This window comes from Microbacterium sp. CCH5-D1, from assembly GCF_001557335.1.
Lineage (GTDB): Bacteria > Actinomycetota > Actinomycetes > Actinomycetales > Microbacteriaceae > Microbacterium > Microbacterium oxydans.
Genome location: NZ_LSJW01000041.1, coordinates 1 through 18,537, shown reverse-complemented (window position 1 = coordinate 18,537; position 18,537 = coordinate 1). Strand labels below are relative to the sequence as shown.

At 67.8% G+C, this 18,537-nt stretch carries 20 protein-coding genes; 13 read left to right on the top strand and 7 right to left on the bottom strand.

Annotation, left to right across the window (positions count from 1 at the left end):
* Positions 1–213: 213 nt before the first annotated feature.
* Positions 214–1,119 carry a heme o synthase gene (locus AX744_RS02800; protein ID WP_046749149.1) on the top strand — a complete coding sequence of 302 codons (906 nt, stop codon included), beginning with the start codon at positions 214–216 and terminating at the stop codon, positions 1,117–1,119.
* A 104-nt stretch (positions 1,120–1,223) separates the two neighbouring features.
* Here the strand turns inward: AX744_RS02800 and AX744_RS02795 are convergent, their stop codons facing one another.
* Together AX744_RS02795 and AX744_RS02790 are read right to left on the bottom strand one after the other, a co-directional pair.
* Positions 1,224–1,688, bottom strand: a complete 465-nt coding sequence (locus AX744_RS02795) for a hypothetical protein (protein ID WP_046749148.1) — start codon at positions 1,686–1,688, stop codon at positions 1,224–1,226.
* 67 nt (positions 1,689–1,755) lie between these two features.
* A complete protein-coding gene (locus AX744_RS02790) occupies positions 1,756–2,862 on the bottom strand; it encodes a COX15/CtaA family protein (protein WP_061015332.1) in 1,107 nt (368 codons plus the stop codon).
* Between the two features lie 233 nt (positions 2,863–3,095).
* Between AX744_RS02790 and sufB the strand changes: the two genes are divergently transcribed.
* The 7 genes from sufB (at position 3,096) to AX744_RS02755 (ending at position 9,770) form a co-directional block, all read left to right on the top strand.
* A complete protein-coding gene (gene sufB, locus AX744_RS02785; RefSeq protein WP_021200759.1) occupies positions 3,096–4,514 on the top strand; it encodes a Fe-S cluster assembly protein SufB in 1,419 nt (472 codons plus the stop codon).
* Positions 4,515–5,720 carry a Fe-S cluster assembly protein SufD gene (gene sufD / locus AX744_RS02780; RefSeq protein ID WP_058631012.1) on the top strand — a complete coding sequence of 402 codons (1,206 nt, stop codon included), beginning with the start codon at positions 4,515–4,517 and terminating at the stop codon, positions 5,718–5,720.
* Positions 5,717–6,043, top strand: coding sequence for a non-heme iron oxygenase ferredoxin subunit (locus tag AX744_RS02775; RefSeq protein WP_046749146.1), 327 nt, complete (start codon positions 5,717–5,719; stop codon positions 6,041–6,043). The genes sufD and AX744_RS02775 overlap by 4 nt, the downstream gene beginning before the upstream one ends.
* 3 nt (positions 6,044–6,046) lie before the next feature.
* Positions 6,047–6,817: a Fe-S cluster assembly ATPase SufC gene (gene sufC, locus AX744_RS02770; protein ID WP_046749145.1), complete on the top strand. Its 771-nt coding sequence runs from the start codon at positions 6,047–6,049 to the stop codon at positions 6,815–6,817.
* A 9-nt stretch (positions 6,818–6,826) separates the two neighbouring features.
* On the top strand, positions 6,827–7,156 hold the full coding sequence (locus AX744_RS02765; protein WP_021200756.1) for a metal-sulfur cluster assembly factor: 330 nt from the start codon (positions 6,827–6,829) through the stop codon (positions 7,154–7,156).
* 92 nt (positions 7,157–7,248) lie between these two features.
* Positions 7,249–8,403, top strand: a complete 1,155-nt coding sequence (locus tag AX744_RS02760) for a MalY/PatB family protein (RefSeq protein WP_058631013.1) — start codon at positions 7,249–7,251, stop codon at positions 8,401–8,403.
* Positions 8,400–9,770 carry an MFS transporter gene (locus AX744_RS02755; RefSeq protein WP_061015331.1) on the top strand — a complete coding sequence of 457 codons (1,371 nt, stop codon included), beginning with the start codon at positions 8,400–8,402 and terminating at the stop codon, positions 9,768–9,770. Before AX744_RS02760 ends, AX744_RS02755 begins: the two co-directional genes overlap by 4 nt.
* On the opposite strand, the gene AX744_RS02750 is transcribed toward AX744_RS02755, so the two are convergent.
* Entirely contained in the window at positions 9,733–10,317 is a 585-nt protein-coding gene (locus tag AX744_RS02750; RefSeq protein ID WP_046749404.1) for a TetR family transcriptional regulator, read from the bottom strand. The genes AX744_RS02755 and AX744_RS02750 overlap by 38 nt on opposite strands.
* Before the next feature lie 64 nt (positions 10,318–10,381).
* Between AX744_RS02750 and AX744_RS02745 the strand changes: the two genes are divergently transcribed.
* On the top strand, positions 10,382–11,080 hold the full coding sequence (locus AX744_RS02745) for an energy-coupling factor ABC transporter ATP-binding protein (RefSeq protein WP_058631015.1): 699 nt from the start codon (positions 10,382–10,384) through the stop codon (positions 11,078–11,080).
* A complete protein-coding gene (locus tag AX744_RS02740; protein ID WP_061015347.1) occupies positions 11,077–11,670 on the top strand; it encodes an energy-coupling factor transporter transmembrane component T family protein in 594 nt (197 codons plus the stop codon). The genes AX744_RS02745 and AX744_RS02740 overlap by 4 nt, the downstream gene beginning before the upstream one ends.
* Position 11,671: 1 nt before the next feature.
* Here AX744_RS02740 and AX744_RS02735 read toward each other — a convergent pair whose 3' ends face one another.
* The 4 genes from AX744_RS02735 to AX744_RS02720 all read right to left on the bottom strand — a co-directional run bounded on the left by AX744_RS02735 (position 11,672) and on the right by AX744_RS02720 (position 15,776).
* Complete coding sequence (locus tag AX744_RS02735) at positions 11,672–12,988, bottom strand: acyltransferase family protein (RefSeq protein WP_061015330.1); 1,317 nt, start codon at positions 12,986–12,988, stop codon at positions 11,672–11,674.
* 114 nt (positions 12,989–13,102) lie between these two features.
* The gene (locus AX744_RS02730; RefSeq protein WP_046749141.1) at positions 13,103–13,774 is read right to left on the bottom strand and encodes a response regulator; all 672 of its coding nucleotides are present in this window, start codon (positions 13,772–13,774) and stop codon (positions 13,103–13,105) included.
* A complete protein-coding gene (locus tag AX744_RS02725; RefSeq protein WP_082738381.1) occupies positions 13,771–15,117 on the bottom strand; it encodes a sensor histidine kinase in 1,347 nt (448 codons plus the stop codon). Before AX744_RS02725 ends, AX744_RS02730 begins: the two co-directional genes overlap by 4 nt.
* A 5-nt stretch (positions 15,118–15,122) precedes the next feature.
* On the bottom strand, positions 15,123–15,776 hold the full coding sequence (locus tag AX744_RS02720; RefSeq protein WP_231728726.1) for a DedA family protein: 654 nt from the start codon (positions 15,774–15,776) through the stop codon (positions 15,123–15,125).
* Between the two features lie 127 nt (positions 15,777–15,903).
* Here AX744_RS02720 and abc-f point away from each other — a divergent pair, with 127 nt between their 5' ends.
* The 3 genes from abc-f to AX744_RS02705 all read left to right on the top strand — a co-directional run.
* Entirely contained in the window at positions 15,904–17,502 is a 1,599-nt protein-coding gene (gene abc-f / locus AX744_RS02715) for a ribosomal protection-like ABC-F family protein (RefSeq protein ID WP_017202270.1), read from the top strand.
* An 89-nt stretch (positions 17,503–17,591) separates the two neighbouring features.
* Positions 17,592–18,209 (top strand): pyridoxine/pyridoxamine 5'-phosphate oxidase, encoded by a 618-nt coding sequence (locus tag AX744_RS02710; RefSeq protein WP_061015329.1) that lies wholly within the window; start codon positions 17,592–17,594, stop codon positions 18,207–18,209.
* On the top strand, positions 18,206–18,537 hold a 332-nt coding region (locus AX744_RS02705; RefSeq protein WP_061015345.1), incomplete at its 3' end, for a cupin domain-containing protein. The genes AX744_RS02710 and AX744_RS02705, both read left to right, overlap by 4 nt.

Sequence of the window (18,537 nt, the reverse complement as noted above, 5' to 3'; positions counted from 1 at the left end):
TGCCCTTTCCGACAGTTTCGAGGGCGCCCGTATTCCCTGGCAGGTCCGCGACTTCACGGTGAGGTGCACATCGCCGGGCGCGCGAGTGGTTTCAGCATAGCGGTGACGTGAGTCGCACTACGCGGGACCGGGAGCCGGAACACGTCATCCCGTGTCATACACTGGAGAGGTTGTCCGGTCACACGTGCGGAGGAGGCGATCGAGATCTCGACGATGTCTGATCAGACCGTGAGGAAGTCGTCCGTCGGTCGCACGGTGAAGGCCTATATCACCCTCACCAAGCCGCGTGTCCTCGAGCTCCTGCTCGTGTCCACCGTGCCGGTGATGTTCCTTGCGCAGGGAGGAATGCCGAACCTGTGGCTCGTGCTGGCCACCGTCATCGGCGGCTCGATGAGCGCCGGTTCCGCGGCGTCCTTCAACATGTACCTCGATCGCGACATCGACGCGCACATGCATCGCACCGAGAACCGTCCGCTCGTCACGGGCGAGGTCAGCCCGCGCGGCGCGCTGATCTTCTCCTGGACGCTGGCGGTCGCCTCCACGGGCTGGCTCCTGCTGACGACCAACTGGCTCACCGCTGCGCTGTCGGCGACGGCCATCTTCTTCTACGTCGTGATCTACACGATGATCCTCAAGCGCCGTACCGAGCAGAACATCATCTGGGGCGGTATCGCCGGCTGCTTCCCCGTGCTGATCGGGTGGTCGGCGGTCACCGGCTCGCTCGACTGGCCCGCCTTCATCCTGTTCCTCCTGGTCTTCCTGTGGACGCCGCCGCACTACTGGCCGCTGTCGATGAAGTACAAGGACGACTACGAAGACGTCGACGTCCCCATGCTGGGTGTCACGCGCAACGCCTCCCAGGTCGGCCTCCAGGTGATCCTCTACGCGTGGGCCACCGTCGCCTGCTCGCTCCTCCTGGTGCCGATCGCGGGCATGGGGCTCGTGTACACGGTGTCAGCCGCCGTGTTCGGTGGATGGTTCATCTACGAATCGCATCGTCTCTACAACCGCGCCGTCCACGGGACCGAGCCGCGTCCGATGCGCGTGTTCCATGCGTCCATCACATACCTGACGCTGATCTTCGTCGCGGTCGCGGTCGACCCGCTGCTTCCTTTCTGACCTGACGCAGGGAGGCTGGTCTCCCAGAACGACGGAGCGGCGCCGAGGATGTCCTCGGCGCCGCTCCGTCGTTCTGTGCTCAGGGATCACCTGCGCACAGGCGCTCAGCGGGTGATCGACGGGGAGTCGTCTGAGTTCGCGTCCTTCGCCGGCGCGTCATCGAGCGCGGCCGCCGGCGCCGCAGCGGCGTCGGATCCCGCGTCGGCGTCCGCCGCAGTGTCCGTGACGGGCGAAGCGGTGTCCGTGACAGGAGCGTGCGTCTCGTCGGGGGCGGCGGTCCAGTCGATCGCCTCGACGACTGCAGGAGCGGGGGACGCGACGAGTGCGCGGGCGGCGACGAGTCCGAGCGTGAGCAGGATGCCGACGATCCCTGCGGCGAGCACTCCGGCACCCACGACGACGAGCGACTGTCCGACGTAGACCTCGACGCCGGTGGCGGTGCCATCCAGCAGCGTGGTCGTCATCGTGGCGATCTGACCGGAGATCAGCCAGGCGCCGACGGCCGTCGTGGCGAGGGAGACGACCAGGAGCAGCCAGAATCCGATGCTTCGAGTGAGTGACTTGTTCATGACACCCACCCTTGCGGATGCGCTGATGAGCCCGCGATGCGGGAGCTATGAGTCGACTGTGCGGAGATCAGTCCTCGACGGCGGCCGTGCGCTTCAGATGCAGCACGACGACCGTGTAGGTGGCTGCCGAGAGCGAGGCCAGAACCATGTGGATCCCGACGAGGAGCGGGGGGAGGCCCTCCCGTGCCTGCCACACGCCCACACCGACCTGGACGAGGATCGCGAGCACGAGGACGAGGAGCCAGCGGCGGGGCTCCAGACGCTGTACCCAGGCGGTCACCGTCAGGAAGATGACCAGCGCGGCGAGGATGTAGCCGGGCCAGGAGTGCACGTGCGCAAGCACCGTCGCGTCGAAGCCGTGGCGCAGGACGTCGGCGTCACCGGAATGCGGTCCCGACCCCGTCGTGAGGACGCCGAACACGATCGTGACGGCGAGTGCGAGGCCCGTCACGTGGGTCACGGCTGCGAACCAGGCGGGCACTGCGCGCTCTCGCGGGCCGGCGGGAGTCCGGAGCCGCACCAGGAACGCCGCGGTGATGCAGACGAGCAGCAGCGACGACGTGTAGTGGAAACCGACGATGAACGGGTTCAGCCCGGTCAGGACGGTGATGCCGCCGACGAGGGCCTGCGCGACGACGCCGATCAGCACGAGCCAGGCGAGCAGGACGAGGTCGCGCCTGGTGGGAGTCGAGCGCACGGAGCGGACTGCCGCAGCGATCACGGCGACCAGCAGCACCCCCAGGGCGATCGGCGAGGCGGGGAAGTGCAGAGGAGCGGCGATGGCGAACGCGGCGGCAGCCGCGACGATCCCGCCCAAGGCGAACCAGAGCGCGTTGACGAGGCCGCGCTTTCCGGTGAACAGGTGCAGCACCAGCAGCACGACGACGAGGGCGATGATCCCGACGACACCGGTCATCAGGCGGTTGCCGAACTCGATGATCCCGTGGATGCCCTGCACCTCGAGGATGGGAACGAGGGAGTCCGGGGTGCACAGCGGCCAGTCCGAGCATCCGAGGCCCGAACCGGTGAGGCGGACGGCTCCGCCGGTGCCGATGATGATGGTCTCGCTGAGGAACGACAACCACGCGAAGACCGTCAACGCACGCCCCCAGGACGCGGAACGAGGAGCGACCCCTCGCGTCGTCGAGGTGGTGGGGATCAACGTCTCGGGCATAAGTCCTCCGGACCGCGCGAGACGTGGCGGGCATGGCCCGTCCGCCAGGCGGAACCTGTAGAATCGGATTGTTGCGATGGGCGCTGACAGCGCTGAAGCATCGTCAACAGTTTAGGCGCGATGGAAGCGCCGGTGATGAGGGCCCACCAACGGCACCCGCTCCCGCAGACTCGACGGGGATCAGGTGTGTCGGGGCGGATGACACCGTTTGGGACCTGTGAGGAGAGTGTTGGATGTCGGATGTGCTGATCGACCGCCCGGAGCTTGACGGTCTGGGGGTGTACGAATTCGGCTGGCACGATGAGGATGCTGCGGGTGCCATCGCGAAACGCGGCATCTCCGAAGATGTCGTCCGGGGGATCTCGAGCCTCAAGAACGAACCCGAATGGATGCTGAAGACCCGGCTCAAGGGATACCAGCTCTTCGGGCGCAAGCCGATGCCGACGTGGGGTGCAGACCTCAGCGAGATCGACTTCGACAACATCAAGTACTTCGTCCGCTCCACCGAGAAGCAGGCGCAGACGTGGGAAGACCTCCCCGCCGAGATCCGCGAGACCTACGAGCGTCTCGGGATCCCCGAGGCCGAGCGTCAGCGCCTGGTCGCCGGAGTCGCCGCGCAGTACGAGTCCGAGGTCGTGTACCACCAGATCCGCGAGGACCTCGAGGCCCAGGGCGTCATCTTCATGGACACCGACACGGCGCTGCGCGAGCACCCCGAGTTCTTCGAGGAGTACTTCGGCACGGTCATCCCCGCCGGTGACAACAAGTTCGCCGCGCTGAACACCGCTGTCTGGTCGGGCGGATCGTTCGTCTACGTCCCCAAGGGCGTGCACGTCGAGATCCCGCTGCAGGCCTACTTCCGCATCAACACCGAGAACATGGGCCAGTTCGAGCGGACCCTGATCATCGCCGACGAGGACAGCTACGTCCACTACATCGAGGGATGCACGGCCCCGATCTACAAGTCGGACTCCCTGCACTCGGCCGTCGTCGAGATCATCGTGAAGAAGAACGCCCGTGTGCGCTACACGACGATCCAGAACTGGTCGAACAACGTGTACAACCTCGTCACCAAGCGTGCCGTGGCCTACGAAGGCGCGACCATGGAGTGGGTCGACGGCAACATCGGCTCCAAGGTGACGATGAAGTACCCGTCGATCTACCTGATGGGCGAGCACGCGAAGGGCGAGACCCTGTCCGTCGCCTTCGCCGGTCCCGGTCAGCACCAGGACGCTGGCGCGAAGATGATCCACATGGCGCCGTACACGCAGTCGTCGATCGTCTCGAAGTCGATCGCACGCGGAGGCGGCCGTGCCGGTTACCGCGGCGAGGTCCGTGTCGATGCCGCTGCGCACCACTCCGCGAACACCGTGCGCTGCGACGCCCTGCTCGTGGACACGAAGTCGCGCTCCGACACCTACCCGGCCATCGACATCCGCGTCGATGACGTGCAGCTGGGCCACGAGGCCACGGTCTCCAAGGTCAGCGAGGAGCAGCTCTTCTACCTGCAGTCCCGCGGTATGCCCGAGGACGAGGCCATGGCGATGATCGTGCGCGGTTTCATCGAGCCGATCGCCCGAGAACTGCCGATGGAGTACGCCATGGAACTGAACAAGCTCATCGAGATGGGCATGGAAGGATCGGTCGGCTAAATGGCGGCCTCGACGACAGCGCCCAGTGAGGCGCAGCACACGAACGCGCACATCGACCCTGCGGCTCAGGTCGCGGCGGCGGGCTTCGTCCCGGTGCAGACCCGCTCCGAGCGGCCGCACTCGTTCGAACCGTCCGACTTCGGAGCACCGACCGGACGCGAGGTCAACTGGAAGCACACGCCGGTGGCGAAGCTCGCCGGACTCTTCTCCGATGAGCCGGGCGAGGAGAACGCCGTGACCTACGGTCTCGACGCTGTCGAGGCGTTCCTGGAGCCCTCCTCGGATGAGGAAGGGCCCTACGGGGAGTTCTTCCGTCCTGAAGATCTCTCCAGCGCCCTCGCCTGGAAGCATGGCCCGCGTGGACTGCACATCCAGCTCCCGGCTGAGGCAGAGCTCGACGAGCCGGTCGTGGTCCCGATCACGGGCACGGGCGCCGATAAGCGTGCGTTCGGTCAGATCCTCATCGAGGCGAAGCCGCACTCGCGCGGCACCGTCGTGCTCGACCACTCCGGTTCCGCGCAGTACGCGCAGAACGTCGAGATCATCGTGCGCGACGGCGCGAGCCTGACCGTCATCAGCCTGCAGCGCTGGGACGATGACGCGGTGCACGCCGCGGCTCACCAGGCCACCGTCGGTGCCGATGCCACGCTGAAGCACTTCGTCATCAGCTTCGGCGGCGGTGTCGTGCGTGTGAACCCGAGCGTCGAGCTCACGGGCGCCGGATCCGAGGGATACCTCTACGGGCTGTCCTATGCCGACGGCGGTCAGCACCTCGAGAGCCAGGTCTACCTGCACCACAAGGGCGCGCACACCAAGGGCGACGTGCTCTACAAGGGCGCGCTGCAGGGCGAGGGCGCACACAGCGTCTGGATCGGCGACGTGCTGATCGGTGCCGACGCCACGGGCACCGACTCCTACGAGGCGAACCGCAACCTGGTGCTGACCGAGGGTGCTCGTGCCGACTCGATCCCGAACCTCGAGATCGAGACCGGCGACATCCTGGGAGCCGGGCACGCGAGTGCGACCGGTCGTTTCGACGACGAGCAGCTCTTCTACCTGCAGGCCCGCGGCATCACCGAGGAGGAGGCCCGTCGTCTGGTCGTGCTCGGATTCCTCACCGATATCGTGCAGCGCCTCGGCATCCCCGCCCTCGAGACCGAGTTGCTGGCGGCCATCGAGGCGGAGCTCGCCGAGGTGAGCGCATGACCGCCGAACGCGTCTGCGGAGTCTCCGACCTCGAACAGGACACACCGCTGCGCGTGGACCCGAGCGGCGTGCCCATCACGGTGATCAAGGACGGCGAAGGAGTGATCCACGCCATCGGCGACACCTGCACGCACGGCGACATCTCGCTGTCCGAGGGCTTCGTGGAGGGCGACACGGTGGAGTGCTGGGCACACGGCTCCGCGTTCTCCCTCCTCACCGGCAAGCCCCAGAATCTCCCCGCGTATGAGCCGGTCCCGGTCTACGTCGTCCAGATCGACGGCGACGACGTGCTCATCGATCCGACTGTGATTAAGGAAGTCTGAAGAATGTCTGTTCTCGAGATCCGCGACCTGCATGTGACGGTCGAGACCGAGGCGGGGACCACCCCGATCCTCAACGGAATCAACCTCACCATGAACACGGGGGAGACCCACGCGATCATGGGCCCCAACGGCTCCGGCAAGTCCACGCTGGCGTACACGATCGCCGGTCACCCGAAGTACACGGTGACGTCCGGTTCGATCACGTTCGACGGTCAGGACGTGCTGGAGATGAGCGTCGACGAGCGGGCCCGTGCCGGCCTGTTCCTCGCGATGCAGTACCCGGTGGAGATCCCCGGCGTGACGGTGACGAACTTCCTCCGCACGGCCAAGACCGCCCTCGACGGCGAAGCGCCGGCGATCCGCGGCTGGACCAAGGACGTCAAGGAGGCCATGTCGAACCTGCGCATGGACCCGAAGTTCGCGCAGCGCAACGTCAACGAGGGTTTCTCCGGTGGCGAGAAGAAGCGCCACGAGATCCTCCAGCTCGAGGTGCTGAAGCCGAAGTTCGCCGTGCTCGACGAGACCGACTCCGGCCTCGACGTCGACGCGCTCAAGATCGTCTCCGAGGGCGTCAACCGCGCGAAGGAGTCCACCGGACTCGGCGTGCTGCTGATCACGCACTACACCCGCATCCTCCGCTACATCCGCCCCGACTTCGTCCACGTGGTGGTCGCGGGAAAGATCGTCGAAGAGGGCGGCCCCGAGCTCGCAGACCGGCTGGAGAACGAGGGATACGACCGTTTCCTCGACCCCGCAGCCCCCATCGAGGCGTAGGCTGATCGCATGACAGCGACCCTCACGGACGAGAAGTACGACGCGGTCACCGAGGCTCTCAAAGACGTCATGGACCCCGAGCTCGGGATCAACGTCGTCGACCTCGGCCTCATCTACGACCTCGCCTGGGATGACGAAAACGACGCTCTCGTCATCCACATGACGCTGACCAGCGCCGGCTGCCCGCTCACCGACGTCCTCGAGGATCAGACCGCTCAGGCTCTGGACAGCGTCGTCGATCGCTTCCGGATCAACTGGGTCTGGATGCCCCCGTGGGGTCCGGAGCGGATCACGGACGACGGGCGCGACATGATGCGCGCTCTCGGATTCGCGATCTGACCGCACAGAACGTCAAGCAGGACGAAGCGGGCGCGACTACGCGCCCGCTTCGCTGACTCCGCACCGGTGCGGGGCGAGACTCGGGAGAACGAATGCTTCAGGTGAAAGCCCTGCCCTTGGCCGAGCTTCGCGAGCGGACGAGCGAGAAGTGGCGGGAGTATCCGGCCGACGTGCTTCCCCTGTTCGTCGCCGAGACCGACTTCCCTCTCGCGCCTGCCATCACGGCGGCCCTGCAGCGTGCGGTAGAGATCGGCGACACCGGCTATATGGCGTCGAGGACTCCTCTTGCGCAGGCCTTCTCGGACTTCGCATCCCGCCGTTACGGGTGGGAGCCCGACCCCGCGCGAATCCGCAGCACGGCGGATGTGAGCATGGGGATCGTCGAGATCCTGCGCCGTGTCACGCAGCCGGGGGAGCGCGTGGTCGTGACGCCGCCGGTCTATCCGCCCTTCTACGACCTGGTCGCCGAAGCCGGTGCGGAGGTGGAGCGGGTTCCCCTCCGCGACACCGGGACCCGGTGGGAGCTGGATCTGGACGGGATCCGCGCCGCCTTCGAAGACGGAGCGACGGCCATCCTGCTCTGCAACCCCCACAACCCCACCGGTACGGTGCACGGACGCGACAGCCTCACTGCTCTCGCGGAGCTCGCCGACGAGTTCGGTGTCGCCGTGGTGTCGGACGAGATCCACGCGCCGCTCGCCCAGCCGGGTTCGGGGTTCACACCTTTCCTCGCGGTGAGTGATGTCGCGCAGCGGGTGGGGTACGCGCTCGTGAGCGCGAGCAAGGCCTTCAACCTCGCCGGGCTCAAATGCGCTCTCATGGTCACGGCCGACGACGAGACGAGCGCCGTGGTGCGCGGACTCCCGGTCGAGGTCGAATGGCGCACCGGGCAGTTCGGTCTGCTCGCCGCCGTCGCTGCGTTCTCGGAGGAGAGCGACGAGTGGCTCGACGGGCTGCTGCGCACTCTGGACGAGAACCGCCTGCTGCTCGAGGATCTGCTCGCCGCGCACCTCCCCGGAGCGCGGTACCGCATTCCCGATGCCGGCTACCTGGCGTGGATCGACCTCACCGCGTTGGAGTGGGGCGAAAACCCGGCCAGACGGATCCTGAAGGACGCGAAGGTCGCCCTGCACTTCGGGCCCGCCTTCGGCGCGGAGGGCGCAGGCCACGTGCGGTTGAACTTCGGCACCAGTCCGGAGATCCTCACCGAGGCCATCGAGCGCATCGCGTCGCTCGTCGGCCGATGACCGCCCCGTCCGAGGCCGCGACGATCTGGGATCGTCACCGCATCTGGGTGACCCTCGGCGCGGTCGCACTGATCTTCCTCGCGGCGATCGAGGCTCTCGCCGTCACGACCGTCATGCCCATCGTGAGCGCGGCCCTGAATGGAGAGGCGCTCTACGCCGTCGCCTTCGCGGGGACGCTGGCCACGAGCGTGATCGGCATGGTCGCGACCGGAGCATGGTCGGACGCCCGGGGTCCCCGCGGCGCGCTGTACGTCGCCGTGTCGCTCTTCATCGTCGGCCTGCTGATCTCGGGCTTCGCCGTCACGATGCACCAGTTCCTGATCGGGCGACTGGTGCAGGGGCTGGGGACGGGTGGACAGACGGTCGCGCTCTATGTCGTGGTGGCGCGGCTGTACCCGCCTCACCTGCACGGGCGCATCTTCGCCGCCTTCGCCGCGGCTTGGGTCGTTCCGTCGATGGTCGGTCCGTTCCTCGCGGGAGCCGTCGCCGAGTATCTCGACTGGCGCTGGGCCTTCCTCGGCGTGGCCGTGCTCACCGCTTCGGCTTTCCTCATGATCGCGGTGCGGCTCCGTGGGGTCGACCTGGGGCAGGGGGAACCGCAGGATCGGAGGGCGCTCGTCGTCCGGCTGCTGCTCGCAGTGGTGGTGGCGGTACTCGCGGTCGTCATCGGCTTCTCGGCCGAGATGGAGCCGTCGATCGGGTGGCCCGTCGCGATCGGAGCCGTGCTGGCGATCGGGTTCGCGGTGCTGCCGCTGTTGCCACGGGGTACGCTTCGAGCTGGACCCGGGTTGCCCAGCGTCGTGCTGATGCGCGGCATCGTCGCCGGTGCGTTCTTCGCCACGGAGGCCTACATCCCGTATCTACTCATGAGGAAGTTCGACTTCAGTGCGACCTGGGCGGGCATCGCCCTGATGCTGGCGGCACTGGCGTGGGCAGGCGCCTCAGCCCTGCAGGGGCGGTTCGGAGAGCGTCTGGGCAACCGCCGCATCACGGCGATCAGCCTGGGCTCGCTGCTGATCGCGATGCTGTGCGTGCTCTTCGCTGCGGTCTTCGATGTCTCGCCCGCTCTGGTGGTCGTCGGCTGGGCCTTCGCCGGCGGTGGGATGGGCCTGCTCTACCCGCGCCTGACCGTGTTGACGCTCGCGTACTCGAACGAGACCGATCAGGGGTTCAACTCGTCCGCGTTGTCGATCTCGGACGCCTCAGGATCGGCTGTCGCGATCGCGCTGGCGGGTCTCGGTGTGGCGACGCTCGGCGGCGGGGCCGGGGCGTTCAGCGCCGTCTTCGCGTTCGGCATCGCCCTCGTGGCGCTGGCTGTGGTGCCCGGTCTCAGGCTCGGGCACGCGGCCGAGTCTCCGGCGACCTGAGCGCTCCCGCGAGGGCAGCGACCCCGAGGTCGAAGACGCGGTCGAGTCCGGCGGTGACATCCGCATCCTCCGCGGCCGGGAGCGCGCCGTGGCTGTCGGCGTGCATGCGCTGCTGCACGAGCGTGGCGTGGCCCAGCACGAAGTGGAGGATGGCGATTCCTCGATCCTCGGCATCCGAGGCACCCTGTGCACGCAGGGTGTCGACCAGAGCCTTCTGCGCAGTGGAGGAACCGAGCTGGAGTGCGTAGGTGCTGAGGACCAGCTCGGCACCGTCACGATAGGCGAAGAGGGCATCGCGGATGCCGCGCGCTGTGACGATGATGTCCGTTCCACCGTGCGGTATCGACGCGGTGATCCGGTCGGCGAGCTCGGCGAGCAGCTCCTGCTTGTTCGCGAAGTGCCAGTAGAGGGCGCTCGGCTGCAGGTCGAGGCCCGCGGCGATACGTCGCATGGAGAGGTCGGCGAGTCCGACCTCATCGAGCAGGGCGAGTGCGCTCCGTGCCACGCTGTCGCGGTCGTGTCGGGCCGGATTGGGCTCTGGGCTCATGCTCCGATTATAGTGAACGACGTTCAGGTGAACAGTGTTCAGGTGCGACGCGGAGGAAGCAGCGGTGGAGAGTTCCTCATCGATCGGACCCGCTCCGATCACCCTCGACCGGGTGTCGGTCGAGATCGACGGGCGCATGGTCCTGCACGACGTCAGCGTCGGGTTGACCGCACGGACGACGGCGGTGATCGGAGCCAACGGCTCAGGCAAGTCGACCTTCGCGCGCCTCCTCAACGGCCTCGTCGCGCCGCGAGACGGAACCGTCTCGGTACACGGACTCGACACCGTCCGAGACCGCGCCGCCGTGCGCAAGCTCGTCGGTTTCGTCTTCACCAACCCCGATGCGCAGATCCTGATGCCGACTCCGGCCGAAGACCTCGCGCTCTCGCTCCGAGGGCGTCCGAAGTCCGAGGTGTCCGAACTCGTGAGGGAGACGCTCGAGACGCACGGTCTGGCGGAGCACGCGGACGTTCCGGCGGCCGCCCTGTCCGGCGGGCAGAAGCAGCTGCTCGCCCTGGCTTCCGTGCTGATCGCCGATCCACATGTGATCGTCGCCGACGAGCCGACGACCCTGCTCGATCTGCGCAATTCCCGTCGCATCGCCGATCTGCTGCTCGGGGTCCGGGCACAGATCGTCATCGTGACACACGACCTCGAACTGGCCTCTCGCTGCGACAGCGCGTTGCTCTTCGACGAGGGACGCATCGTGACCTCCGGCGTGCCCTCGCGTGTGATCGCTGCGTACCGGGAGGCGTGCGCGTGATCGCGCTGTATCACCCGGGGACGGGGATCGTGCATCGGGCGCCGGCCGCGCTCAAGCTGGGGATGCTGGCGTTCGGAGCCCTCGTCCTGTCGCTGTATCCGCACGATCCGGTGAGCATCGCGGTCGCGCTCCTCGTGGTGGTGGGGCTCTACCGCGTGAGTGGACTCCCGTTCCGCGTGCTCGCCGCCGAGGCGTGGCGCCTGCGCTGGATCGTGCTCGTGCTCACGGCTGCGCTCCTGATCTTCGTGTCGCCCGAGGCGGCATGGATCAGCACAGGACGTGTGGTCGCGGTGCTGCTCCTCGCCGGTCTGCTCACTCTGACCACGAGGACGTCGGCGCTGCTCGATGTCCTGCAGCAGCTGCTGCGACCGTTGCGTCGGCTCGGAGTCGATCCCGAGGCGGTGGCCCTGACGATCTCCCTGACCCTCACGACCGTCCCGGTGATCGCGGGGTTCGCCGTACGCGTGCGGGAGGCGGAGCAGGCTCGTGGTGCACGGCTGGGTATCCGCACGGTGGTGCCGTTGCTCGTGCTCGCTCTGAAGCATGCGGATGATGTCGGAGACGCCCTGGCGGCCAGAGGCATCGGCTGACTCACACGAGGGCCGGCGCGACGGGGACCGTCGACGGTCGCTGCCTTGCGGTCCGTGGCGTCGGGAGCGAAGCCAGCCGCAGAGAACCAGCGATCATCGCGAGTGCGATCAGGGCGGTTGCGACGGACGTGCCGAGGACCAGCAGCAAGACGATCCCGACCAGGGCGCTGAGAGCGCTGGCGACGATGCGACCGAGCGAAGACGCGGCGGCGGGTGCGGCCTGCGATTCGAACCGCGTGAACGCGACGGCGACGACGGCCGTGAGAGCGAGCGCGGTCGCGAGCCACAGCGGGCGTCCCGACCACCACGCCGCGCTGTCCAGTGCCGGGAGCGAGGCGCCGGTCAGGAGCGCAAAGGCGGCGGTAGCGCCCGCCATGAGCAGCAGCACGGGCATGTGCCAGAGGTAGATCGTCATGGTCCGCACCGTCACGAAGGCGGTGAACGCGGCCACGTGCGGCTGTCGGCTGAATCGCTCGAGACGCTCGCGGTGCAGGGAGAGCAGGCTCGTGTGCGCGACCCCCACGAGGAGGAGGGCGGCCGTCGGCGGATTGATGTTCGCGATGAGGTCGGCGGAGTAGACGCCGACGGCGAAGGTCATGATGAGCGCGAGGACGGCCGCGAGGCCCGCAACGATGCGGATCCGTCGGCTGAGGCGCTCGATGCGTCCATCGGCGAGGAAGAAGCCGAGTTGTTGGAGGGCCATCCACACGAAGGCGAGGTTCAGGAAGCCCAGACCCTCGACGCCGGAGACTCCGCGGAGGACGTCGATCGCGATCGCGGCAGCGGCAAGGGCACCGATCGTCCACAGCGGCGCACGCCGGTGAGCGGCGGCGAAGAGGGGGAGAAGCGCCTGGCAGAGGAGGAAGACCCCGAGGAACCAGAGCGGCTGGCCATAACGGAACCCGGCCGTCGCGATGAGGTCGGCGGGAACGCCGAAGATCGTGAGCAGAGCGAGCGCGAGCCCGACGACCGCGATCGTCACGATCGCGGGGCGCAACAGTCGGTGAACGCGGCCGGCGACGAATCCGACCGCCGTTCCGCCGCGCTGCCGCATGCGCTGATGCGCGAGGAATCCGGAGAATCCACCGATCACGAAGAACAGCGGCATCACCTGCAGGAGCCAGCTCAGCGGAGCGATCCACGCGGTGCCGTCGCTGGCGTTCTCGAAGATCGGTCCGGAATCGCCGACCGTGACGCCCACCATGATCGCGTGCAGCAACACGACCCCGAGCACGCAGAGAGCCCGCAGGAAGTCGATGCCCGTATCGCGGGATGTGCGCAGCCCGGCGGCGACGGGCGGTGTCTGGACGATGGCCATGAGTCCTCCTCGGAAGCGATGTTCCAGGAGACTATGGACGTGGTGCGGGCGGAGACATCACCCTCGGGTCCCGTCGTACCCCCCTACGACGGGATGAGTCGCGGCGATGCGTCGTCAGGACGAAGGCTCGACGAGCCCGGTGTCGTACGCCAGGATCACGGCGTGCACGCGGTCACGGAGGTTCAGCTTGGCGAGAACCTTGCCCACATGTGTCTTGACGGTCTGCTCGGCGATGAACAGCTCGGCGGCGATCTCGGTGTTGGAGCGGCCTCGACCGATGAGCACGAGGACTTCCCGTTCGCGGTCGGTGAGGTCGGCGAGCGCCGTCGCTGCGCGTGGAGTCCGGGGTCGGCGTCCGGCGAACTGCTCGATCATGCGTCGTGTCACGCTGGGAGCGAGGAGAGCATCACCGCCGGCGACGACGCGCACGGCGTGCACGAGCTCCTCCGGCAGCGCATCCTTCAGCAGGAAACCGCTGGCACCGGCCTCGAGCGCGTCGTACACGTAGTCATCGATGTCGAACGTCGTGAGCATGATGATCCGGGGGACATGCGCCGCGGGGTACGAAGGCCCGAGGATGCGACGAGTGGCTTCGATGCCGTCCAGTTCCGGCATCCGCACGTCCATGAGGATCACGTCGGGGTCGAGGCGCGCCGCGAGCGTGACCGCCTCCGCACCGTCGGCCGCTTGGCCGGCCACCCTGATGCCGTCGTGGGCGTCGAGGAGCGCCCCGAAGCCGGCACGGACCATGGCCTGGTCATCGGCGATGAGCACGTTGATCGTCACGAGCGTTCCTTGTTGTGAGGGGCGGTGTTGTGAGGGGCGGTGTCGCGAAGGGCGGTGTCGCGAGGGGTGGCACCGAGAGGAGTGGCAGATGAAGGGAGGTCGGCCGGTGAGGGATCATTCGGGCTGTCCGGACTGACCGGGAGGACGGCCTCGACCTCCCAGCCCCCGTCGGTCGAGGGGCCGGCGGAGAGGCTCCCACCGAGGAGTTCCGCGCGTTCCCGCATGCCGCGCAGACCGTATCCGCCCACGTGACCGTCCGGAAGGCGGGGCGGGGCGGTGTTGTGCACCACGATCCGGATCGATCGGGACTCGGCGCGCACGCGCACGGCGATCTGTGCCCCAGGGGCGTGACGGACGGCGTTGCTCAGAGCCTCTTGGACGATGCGGAAGGCGGCGATCTGGACGGCGGGCGTCGCCGCCGTAGCGGCGTCCCCACCCTCCAGGACGAGTCCGACCTCGACGCCGGCGCGGCGGATGCTGTCGACCAGGGAGGGGATGTCGTCGATGCCCTGCTGCGGAGCGAGCTCGGCACTCTGATCCTCGGTGCGCAGCACGCCGAGCATGCGCCGCATCTCGGCGAGCGAACTCCGTGCGGTCGCGGCGATGTCCTCGAACTCCGCGACGGCCACGTCATCCAGGTCGGGGATGCGGTACTTCGCGGTGGAGGCCTGCACCTGGATCACCGACATGCTGTGTGCCACGACGTCGTGCAGCTCGCGAGCGATCCTCGTGCGCTCTTCCACGAGTGCGCGTCTGGCCTCCTCGAGCGCGCTGTGCTCCCTCTCCCGTGAAAGCTCGGCCGCCACCCTGACGCGTCCGGCGATCAGCGAAGCGATCAGGAACATGGCCGAGGCGAGGGAGGTCGTCACGATGAGGTCGGCCGTGGCGCTGGCGGACGATTCCGGCACGGCCACCATGTCGGGGCGGAGCATCGGCGAGACGAGCGAGGCGATGGCCCCGAGGATGAGAGCGAACGCGCCGAGCCGTGCACCGTGGAGGAATGTGACGACTCCGACGAACAGGATGAATGTCAGCAGCGCAGGGACCGACCAGGGCCATGGGGACGCGATCGCGAGCTCGGGAACGACGGTGAGTGGGAGAGCGAGCGCCCCGGCCGTGAAGAGCCCGACGGCCCAGCGAGGATGAGAGATCGCCAGCAGCGGGGAGACGCACAGAGCCGCTCCGAGGATGAACGACAACGGGACGGGTGTGCCGTACAGGACGCTCTGCAGCGAGACGAGCACCGTGAACAGCGCCGCCACTGCCGTGCACAGTGCCACGAAGGCGGCGGTGCGACGGCTGATGCGTGTTCGGCGAGGTGAACGCTCGCGGCGGCGTGCCATGGCTCTCATCCTGCCAGTTGCGGCGCCGCGGCACGGCGGCGGCGAGCGGCGGCGATCCGATCGATCACCAGACCGATGAGCAGCGCGATGACGATGCCGAGCCCCGCGCTGAGCAGAGGCTGGTCCTTGATCCAGGCGCCCGCGAGCAGACCGATGACGAGGCTGAACACGCTCCAACTGATTCCGGCGATCAGGCTCAACGGGAGGAACCGGCGCCACGGGAAATCGAGAGCCCCGGCCGACATGTTGACCGCCACCCTTCCGACGGGGATGTATCTGGCACCGAGGATGAGCGTGGCGCTGCGGCGATCGAGTGCGTGTTGGGCATGCGCGAACGCTGCGGCGACGCGCGGTCGGCGCATCCACGCGAAGCGGGTGGTGCCCAGCCCTCGTCCGATCAGGAACGCGACGTTGTCACCGATCGCCGCCCCGATGGCAGCCACTGCCCCGAGAAGAAGGAGATTCCCCTCTCCCGTCGAGGCGGCCACGGCGGCTGCGGCCACGAGCACGGTCTCGCTGGGCACCGGGGGGAAGAAGCCGTCGACGATGGTGACGGCGAACAGCACCAGGTACAGCCAGGGTGAGGCGATCGCCTGCATGATCAGGTCGTTGAGGATGTCCACTCCGGCACGGTATTCGGGGAGTGGGAGGGGCGGCATCCCACCGGAGTATCGGCGTGCTCACTCTCCAGGTTGATCTTGCTGACCGCGACTCTCGGGGACGCGGCTTATACTGGGAGGCTGGCCGATCGGCCGAACACCCTCCCCGAAAGAACGGACGTCCGCTGTGCTTGCCGTGCACGACCTCGAGATCCGCGTTGGCGCGCGCCTGCTGATGGAGAACGTCTCGTTCCGCGTCGCCGACGGAGACAAGATCGGACTCGTCGGCCGCAACGGGGCCGGGAAGACCACGCTCACCAAGGTGCTCGCCGGCGATGTGCTGCCGTCCGGCGGAAGCGTGACCCGCTCCGGCGAACTGGGCTACCTTCCGCAGGACCCGCGTTCGGGCAACCCCGAAGACCTCGCGCGCACGCGCATCCTCGACGCCCGTGGGCTCGGTCAGCTCAACCTCGGGATGACGGAGGCGGCCCTCGCGATGGGGTCGGACGACCCCGCAGTGGCCGACAAGGCCATGAAGCGCTACGCCCGCCTCACCGAGCAGTTCGAGGCCCAGGGCGGCTATGCGGCGGAGGCGGAGGCGGCGTCGATCGCCAACAACCTCTCGCTCCCCGACCGCATCCTCGATCAGCCGCTGTCGACCCTCTCCGGTGGACAGCGTCGCCGCATCGAGCTCGCGCGCATCCTCTTCTCCGACGCGCAGACGATGATCCTCGACGAGCCGACCAACCACCTCGATGCCGACAGCGTGGTGTGGCTGCGCGAGTTCCTCAAGGGCTACAAGGGCGGGCTGATCGTGATCAGCCACGATGTCGAGCTCGTCGGTGAGACGGTCAACCGCGTGTTCTACCTCGACGCGAACCGTCAGGTCATCGACACGTACAACATGAACTGGAAGAACTACCTGCGTCAGCGGGTGGCCGATGAGGAGCGCCGCAAGAAGGAGCGCGCGAACGCCGAGAAGAAGGCCACGACCCTGCAGCTGCAGGCGGCCCGCTTCGGTGCGAAGGCCTCGAAGGCCGCTGCGGCGCATCAGATGATCGCGCGTGCGGAGAAGCTGCTGGCGGGGCTCGACGAGGTGCGTCAGGAAGACCGGGTCGCGAAGCTGCGCTTCCCGAAGCCGGCACCCTGCGGCAAGACCCCGATGATGGCGTCCGGCCTCTCGAAGTCGTACGGGTCGCTCGAGATCTTCACCGATGTCGACCTGGCGATCGATCGCGGCTCCAAGGTCGTCGTCCTCGGGCTCAACGGTGCGGGCAAGACCACGTTGCTGAGGATGCTCGCCGGCGTCGATCAGCCCGACACCGGGCAGCTCGAGCCGGGACACGGCCTCAAGGTCGGCTACTACGCCCAGGAGCACGAGAACCTCGACGTGAACCGCTCGGTGCTCGAGAACATGGTCTCGGCCGCTCCGCACATCACCGAGACCGAGGCGCGCAAGGTGCTCGGGTCGTTCCTGTTCACAGGCGACGATGTGCTGAAGCCTGCAGGAGTCCTGTCGGGTGGGGAGAAGACGCGTCTGTCGCTCGCGACGCTCGTCGTGTCGTCGGCGAACCTGCTGCTGCTCGATGAGCCGACCAACAACCTCGATCCGGCCTCTCGTGAAGAGATCCTCGGTGCGCTCGCACACTACGAAGGTGCGGTCGTGCTCGTGTCCCACGATCCGGGGGCGGTGCAGTCGCTCAACCCCGAGCGTGTGCTGATCCTGCCCGACGGCGTCGAGGACATCTGGAGCCAGGAGTACCAGGACCTCATCGAGCTCGCCTGACGTCGGAGTCGCCTCCCGACCGAAGCGGGTGCTGCGCGAGCGCGCGCTCCGATTCTCAGGCGGCTGAGGTACGTGGCATAGTCGAAAACATGCCGACGGACTCCCGATCGCCCGACACCGGGAGCTGGCTGCGTGCACAAGCGGCGCTCACCGGCGTCGCGCCAGCACTGGATGTCACAGGACTTCCCGTCGACCCGGTTCCGCTCTTCCTGGACTGGATCCGACATGCGGCTTCCGTCGGAGTCGCCGAACCCCATGCGGCGACCCTGGCGACGGTCGACGGAGACGGCATACCGGATGCTCGGACGTTGATCCTCAAGAACGTCGATGAGCGAGGGTGGGCCTTCGCCGGTGCGCGTTCGTCTCGCAAAGGGTCGCAGCTCGCGAGCACCCCTGCCGGAGCGCTGAACTTCTGGTGGCAGCCGCTGGCGCGAGCCGTCCGTGTACGTGGACGGGTTCAGGAGGCCGGCGAGGGCGAGAGCGCAGCCGATCTCGCGGCGCGGTCTGCGGCGGCCAGGGCGGGCATCGCGCCGGGGGACTGGGCCCTGTGGAGGCTCGTGCCGACCCGCGTCGAGTTCTGGCAAGGGGCGGCCGACCGTGATCACACGCGGATCGTGTATCGCCGAACGGATGCGGCGTGGGATCTCTCGGTGACAGGGGCCGCGGCCATGACAGGGACAACGGCCGGAGAGGAAGAGCACGCATGAGCGGCTATCAGGTGGTGGAGATCGGAGCGCTCGAGGAATGGCGAGCGCATCACGGCGGCTTCGACGCCGCGCGTTCGCGGGACGGGCGTCGTGTCGTGGATCACGAACTGACGATGCAGTACATCGGGATGACCGCGAATGCCCTGCAGCCGGGGGAGGAAGCCGGCTACTGGCACGTACACCGGAAGATCGAAGAGGTGTACGTGTTCCTTCACGGGCGAGGGCAGATGGGTCTCGACGACGATGTGGTGGAAGTCGGGCCGGGGACCGTGGTCCGTGTGGGGCAAGGGGTCGCCCGCACGTGGCGGGCTCGTCCGGACAGTCCCGG